The organism is Streptomyces fuscigenes (assembly GCF_021556455.1).
Classification (GTDB): domain Bacteria; phylum Actinomycetota; class Actinomycetes; order Streptomycetales; family Streptomycetaceae; genus Streptomyces; species Streptomyces fuscigenes.
Genome location: NZ_JAKGCV010000332.1, coordinates 1 through 6,171, shown reverse-complemented (window position 1 = coordinate 6,171; position 6,171 = coordinate 1). Strand labels below are relative to the sequence as shown.

At 69.9% G+C, this 6,171-nt stretch carries 5 protein-coding genes; all 5 read left to right on the top strand.

All coding sequences use genetic code 11. From position 1 onward, the window contains the following. Positions 1-217: 217 nt before the first annotated feature. The 5 genes from L1885_RS21510 to L1885_RS21490 all read left to right on the top strand — a co-directional run bounded on the left by L1885_RS21510 (position 218) and on the right by L1885_RS21490 (position 6,146). The gene (locus L1885_RS21510) at positions 218-1,855 is read left to right on the top strand and encodes a peptide ABC transporter substrate-binding protein (RefSeq protein WP_235798811.1); all 1,638 of its coding nucleotides are present in this window, start codon (positions 218-220) and stop codon (positions 1,853-1,855) included. A gap of 151 nt (positions 1,856-2,006) precedes the next feature. After that, positions 2,007-2,930 (top strand): ABC transporter permease, encoded by a 924-nt coding sequence (locus L1885_RS21505; protein ID WP_235798810.1) that lies wholly within the window; start codon positions 2,007-2,009, stop codon positions 2,928-2,930. Next, positions 2,923-3,903, top strand: a complete 981-nt coding sequence (locus tag L1885_RS21500) for an ABC transporter permease (RefSeq protein WP_235798809.1) — start codon at positions 2,923-2,925, stop codon at positions 3,901-3,903. Before L1885_RS21505 ends, L1885_RS21500 begins: the two co-directional genes overlap by 8 nt. A 10-nt stretch (positions 3,904-3,913) precedes the next feature. Next, complete coding sequence (locus tag L1885_RS21495; RefSeq protein ID WP_235798808.1) at positions 3,914-4,897, top strand: ABC transporter ATP-binding protein; 984 nt, start codon at positions 3,914-3,916, stop codon at positions 4,895-4,897. Further along, positions 4,881-6,146, top strand: a complete 1,266-nt coding sequence (locus tag L1885_RS21490) for an ABC transporter ATP-binding protein (RefSeq protein WP_235798807.1) — start codon at positions 4,881-4,883, stop codon at positions 6,144-6,146. Before L1885_RS21495 ends, L1885_RS21490 begins: the two co-directional genes overlap by 17 nt. Positions 6,147-6,171 lie beyond the last annotated feature (25 nt).

Genomic DNA, 6,171 nt, shown 5'->3' with positions numbered 1-6,171 from the left:
GGCGCGGCATGAGCGCCGGCGCGGCGGCCGCGCCCGCCGCGCCGGCGCGGACGGCACCGCGGCGGGGCGCACCCCGGGCGGCGCTGATGCGTGCTGCGTGCATCCGGGCGTATCCGGCGCCCGGTCCGGCGCGAACAGCGGACAAGAAAGTGCGTCATATAGCCGTATGGGGTGTATTTGGGTTCAACGGATCTTGGGCCTGAAGAGGAGGCACCCCATGCGCGGAGCCACACACGCCAAGTGGGCCGCCTGCGCCGTCGCCGTCGCCCTCGGGGCAACGGCCTGCGGCGGGGGCGGCAGCGGCGGCAGCGGGAGCGGCGGTGGCTCGAAGGGGATCGTGAGCGCCTCCTGGGGCGACCCGCAGAACCCGCTGGAGCCCGCGAACACCAACGAGGTCCAGGGCGGCAAGGTCCTCGACATGGTCTTCCGGGGCCTCAAGCGCTACGACCCGAAGACGGCCAAGGCGCAGAACTGGCTCGCCCAGTCGATCACCACGAACGACTCCAGGAACTTCACGGTCACCGTGAAGAACGGCTGGACCTTCTCCAACGGCGAGAAGGTGACCGCCAAGTCGTTCGTGGACGCCTGGAACTACGGCGCGTACCTGAAGAACAACCAGGTCAACGCCTCGTTCTTCCAGTACATCGACGGCTACGACCAGGTCCACCCCTCCACCGGTCAGCCCACCGCCAAAACGATGTCCGGGCTGAAGGTCACCGGTCCCCAGACCTTCACGGTCCGCCTCTCGCAGAAGTTCTCGACGTGGCCCGACACCCTGGGCTACGCGGCGTTCTCGCCGCTGCCGAGCGTCTTCTTCACCAACCACGCCCAGTGGCTCAGCAAGCCCGTCGGCAACGGGCCGTACACCATCAGCTCGTACACCAAGGGTTCGCAGATGCAGCTGCGCGCCTGGAAGAAGTACCCCGGGCCGGACAAGGCGAAGAACGGCGGCGTGGACCTCAAGGTCTACACCGACAACAACACCGCCTACACGGACCTGACGGCCGGGAACCTCGACCTCGTCGACGACATCCCCGCCGCGCAGCTCAAGAACGTGAAGGCTGACCTCGGCGGCCGGTACATCAACACGCCGGCCGGCATCATCCAGACCCTCGCCTTCCCGTTCTACGACAAGCGGTGGAGCACGCCGAACGCGCAGAAGGTGCGGACGGGCCTGTCGATGGCCATCAACCGGGCGCAGATCACGAAGACCATCTTCAACGACACGCGCACCCCCGCCACGGACTGGACCTCCCCGGTGCTCGGCTCCGCCGGCGGCTACAAGGCAGGGCTGTGCGGCAGCGCCTGCGACTTCAACCCGGCGCAGGCCCGCAAGCTCATCAAGGAGGGCGGCGGCATCCCGGGCGGCCGGATGACGATCACCTACAACGCGGACACGGGCTCCCACAAGGAGTGGGTGGACGCCACCTGCAACAGCATCAACAACGTGCTGCACAACGACAAGGCGTGCGTCGGCGCGCCCGTCGGCACCTTCGCCGACTTCCGCAGCCGCATCGCCCAGCACAAGCTGACCGGGCCGTTCCGCGCCGGCTGGCAGATGGACTACCCGCTCATCCAGGACTTCCTGCAGCCGCTGTACTTCACGAACGCCTCGTCGAACGACGGCAAGTTCTCCAACCCGCAGTTCGACAAGCTGGTCAACCAGGCCAACGCGGAGACCGACAAGACGAAGGCCGTCCAGCTGTTCCAGCAGGCCGAGGGCGTCGTACGGGACCAGATGGCGGCCATCCCGCTCTGGTACCAGAACGGCAGCGCCGGCTTCTCCGACCGCGTCTCGAACGTCGCGCTGAACCCGTTCAGCGTCCCGGTCTACGGCGACATCAAGGTCAAGTGACGCCTCCCGGCCACCTCCGGCCCGGCGCGGGACTCCGCGCCGGGCCCCCCGCGCCGGGGGCGGAGGCGGACGCGCCCGTACCCGGAACCGGTACGGGCCGACCGCCCGCCCCCGGCCCCACCCCGAAGGCCCACGACCCGCGGAGGCCGGCATGGGACGCTATGTGATCCGGCGGCTGCTCCAGATGATCCCCGTGTTCATCGGCACCACGCTGCTGATCTTCGTCATGGTCAACGTCCTGGGCGACCCGATCCAGGGCCTGTGCGGCGACAAGGCGTGCGACCCCGCGACGGAGGCGCAGCTGCGCAGCGAGTTCGGCCTCGACAAACCCCTGTGGCAGCAGTACCTGACGTACATGGGCCACCTGTTCGAGGGCAACTTCGGCACGGCCTTCAACGGGCAGCCGGTCATCGACCTGATCGGGACCGCGTTCCCGGTGACCATCCGTCTGACGATCATCGCGATCATCTTCGAGATCATCATCGGCATCGCGCTCGGCGTGCTGACGGGCCTGCGCCGGGGCAGCCCGTCCGACACCACGGTCCTGCTGCTCACGCTCGTGGTGATCTCCGTGCCGACGTTCGTCACCGGTCTCGTCGCGCAGCTGCTGTTCGGCGTGAAGTGGAACCTCATCCAGCCGTCGGTCTCCCCCGACGCCCCCTTCGACCAGCTGGTGCTGCCGGGACTGGTGCTCGCGTCGGTCTCCCTCGCCTACGTCACCCGCCTCACCCGGACCTCGATCGCGGAGAACCGGCGCTCGGACTACGTGCGCACCGCGACCGCGAAGGGCCTGCCCCGGCGGCGCGTGATTGTGCGCCACCTGCTGCGCAACTCGCTGATCCCCGTGGTCACGTTCATCGGCACGGACATCGGCGGCCTGATGGGCGGCGCGATCGTCACCGAGCGGATCTTCAACATCCACGGGGTCGGCTTCCAGCTCTACCAGGGCATCCTGCGGCAGAACTCGCAGACGGTGGTCGGCTTCGTGACCGTACTGGTGCTGGTCTTCCTGGTGGCCAACCTGCTGGTCGACCTCCTGTACGCCGTTCTCGACCCGAGGATCCGGTATGCCTGACAAACTCCCGAGGAACGCGGGCGACGGAGCCATCGCACCCACCGGCGCCGGCGGGGCGATGGACATCGCGACGGAGAACCTGGGCCCCGGCAACGCGCCCGGGGCGCCGGAGGGCGGGGGCGTCGAGGAGGCGCGCAGCCTCTGGTCGGACGCCTGGCACGACCTGCGCCGCAACCCGGTCTTCATCATCTCGGCCCTGGTGATCCTCTTCCTGATCTTCATCTCCATCTGGCCGCAGGCGATCGCGTCGGGCAACCCGCTGTCCTGCGACCTCGCGAAGGCGCAGGACGGCCCCGCGCCGGGCCACCCGTTCGGCTTCAACGGCCAGGGCTGCGACGTCTACACGCGGACCGTCTACGGTGCCCGCGCCTCGGTCACCGTGGGCATCCTGGCGACCCTCGGCGTGGCGATCCTCGGCTCGGTGCTCGGCGGGCTCGCCGGCTTCTACGGAGGCACCGGCGACGCGCTCCTGTCCCGCCTCACCGACATCTTCTTCGGCATCCCCGTCGTGCTGGGCGGCCTGGTGCTGCTGTCCGTCATCACCAACTCGACGGTCTGGCCGGTGATCGGCTTCATCGTCCTGCTGGGCTGGCCGCAGATCTCCCGCATCGCGCGCGGCTCCGTCATCACCGTCAAGCAGAACGACTTCGTGCAGGCGGCACGGGCGCTGGGCGCGTCCAACTCGCGGATGCTGGTGCGGCACATCATGCCGAACGCGATCGCGCCGGTCATCGTCGTCGCCACCATCGCGCTCGGCACGTTCATCTCGCTGGAGGCGACGCTCTCCTACCTCGGTGTCGGGCTGAAGCCCCCGACCGTGTCGTGGGGCATCGACATCTCCTCCGCGTCGCCGTACATCCGCAACGCGCCGCACATGCTGCTGTACCCGGCGGGCGCCCTGGCCATCACGGTGCTCGCGTTCATCATGCTGGGCGACGCGGTGCGCGACGCCCTCGACCCCAAGCTGCGCTGAGGAGCCCCGCATGCTGCTGGAAGTGCGCGACCTGCACGTGGAGTTCCACACCCGCGAAGGCGTCGCGAAGGCCGTCAACGGCGTCAGCTACTCGGTGGACGCGGGCGAGACGCTCGCGGTGCTCGGCGAGTCCGGCTCGGGCAAGTCGGTCACCGCGCAGGCGATCATGGGCATCCTCGACGTCCCGCCCGGCCGGATCTCCGGCGGCGAGGTCCTCTTCAAGGGCCGCGACCTGCTGAAGCTGAAGGAGGACCAGCGGCGCAAGGTGCGCGGCGCCGAGATGGCGATGATCTTCCAGGACGCGCTGTCGTCGCTCAACCCCGTCCTCAGTGTGGGCCAGCAGCTCGGCGAGATGTTCATCGTGCACCGGGGCATGTCCCGCAAGGACGCCCGCACGAAGGCCGTCGAGCTGATGGACCGGGTCCGCATCCCGGCCGCGCGCGAACGCGTCGGCCAGTACCCGCACCAGTTCTCCGGCGGCATGCGCCAGCGCATCATGATCGCGATGGCACTGGCCCTCGAACCCTCGCTGATCATCGCGGACGAGCCGACGACGGCCCTGGACGTCACCGTGCAGGCCCAGGTGATGGACCTGCTGGCGGAGCTCCAGCGCGAGCTGAACATGGGGCTCATCCTGATCACCCACGACCTGGGCGTGGTCGCGGACGTCGCCGACAAGATCGCCGTGATGTACGCGGGACGCATCGTCGAGACGGCGCCGGTGCACGACATCTACAAGGCGCCCGCCCACCCGTACACCAGGGGGCTGCTCGACTCGATCCCCCGGCTGGACCAGAAGGGCCAGGACCTCTACGCGATCAAGGGCCTGCCGCCGAACCTGCTGAACATCCCGCCCGGGTGCGCCTTCAACCCCCGCTGCCCCCGGGCGCGCGAGGTGTGCACCAGGGACGAACCACCGCTGTACGAGGTGAGCGGGACGCGGCGCAGCGCCTGCCACTTCTGGAGGGAGACGCTCGATGACGTCGACATCTGAGGCCCCGGCCCCGGCGGGCACGTCGGTGCTCTCGGTGCGCGGCCTCGTCAAGCACTACCCGCTGACGCAGGGCATCCTGGTCCGCCGGCAGGTCGGGGCGGTGAAGGCGGTCGACGGCGTCTCCTTCGACCTGGCGCCGGGCGAGACGCTGGGCGTCGTGGGCGAGTCCGGCTGCGGCAAGTCGACCGTGGCGAAGATGCTCGTCCACCTGGAGGAACCCACGGCGGGCACGATCGCCTACAAGGGCGAGGACATCACGAAGCTGTCCGGCAAGGCCATGAAGGCCGTGCGGCGCAACATCCAGATGGTCTTCCAGGACCCGTACACCTCGCTGAACCCCCGCATGACGGTCGGCGACATCATCGGCGAGCCGTTCGAGATCCACCCCGAGGTCGCGCCCAAGGGCAGCCGGCGCCGCAAGGTGCAGGACCTGCTGGACGTGGTGGGGCTCAACCCCGAGTACATCAACCGCTATCCGCACCAGTTCTCCGGCGGCCAGCGACAGCGCATCGGCATCGCGCGGGGGCTGGCGCTGCAGCCCGAGGTGATCGTCGCGGACGAGCCGGTCTCCGCGCTCGACGTCTCGGTGCAGGCGCAGGTCGTCAACCTGATGGAGCGCCTGCAGAGCGAGTTCGGCCTGAGCTACGTCTTCATCGCGCACGACCTGTCGATCGTGCGGCACATCTCGGACCGGATCGCCGTGATGTACCTCGGCAAGATCGTGGAGCTGGGCACGGACGCCGAGATCTACGACCACCCCACGCACCCGTACACGCAGGCGCTCCTGTCCGCCGTGCCGCTGCCCGACCCGACGGGCCGCGAGCACCGCGAGCGCATCCTGCTGCAGGGCGACGTCCCCTCCCCCGCGAACCCGCCCTCCGGCTGCCACTTCCGCACCCGCTGCTGGAAGGCCCAGGAGATCTGCGCCCGGGAGGAGCCGCCGCTCGCGGTACCGGCCTGGTTCCGCGAGCCGGGCGGCCCGACCGCGCACCCGTCGGCCTGCCACTTCGCCGAGGAGAAGCAGATCGTCCCGACGGACCTGGAGCCCGGCCCGGAGCGGCGGGACCAGGACCCGGGCCCGGGCCCGGGCGCGGAGCCGTTCGGCGGTTCCGGCGGTTCCGGCGGTTCCGGCGGTTCCGGCGGTTCCGGCGGTACGGAGCAGGGTCCGGGTGGCAGCACGGCCGGGCCGCCGCCGGGCACGGGACGCCCGGAGGACGACGAGGGGCCGGCGGGGCCCGCGCCGTCCTGACGTCCGTCCGTCAGGCCGGCGGCCC

What these genes read in the sequence shown, in the direction of transcription:
- L1885_RS21510 (WP_235798811.1), top strand. Translation starts at nt 218, where the DNA reads ATGCGCGGAGCCACACACGCCAAGTGGGCCGCCTGCGCCGTCGCCGTC.
- L1885_RS21505 (WP_235798810.1), top strand. Translation starts at nt 2,007, where the DNA reads ATGGGACGCTATGTGATCCGGCGGCTGCTCCAGATGATCCCCGTGTTC.
- L1885_RS21500 (WP_235798809.1), top strand. Translation starts at nt 2,923, where the DNA reads ATGCCTGACAAACTCCCGAGGAACGCGGGCGACGGAGCCATCGCACCC.
- L1885_RS21495 (WP_235798808.1), top strand. Translation starts at nt 3,914, where the DNA reads ATGCTGCTGGAAGTGCGCGACCTGCACGTGGAGTTCCACACCCGCGAA.
- L1885_RS21490 (WP_235798807.1), top strand. Translation starts at nt 4,881, where the DNA reads ATGACGTCGACATCTGAGGCCCCGGCCCCGGCGGGCACGTCGGTGCTC.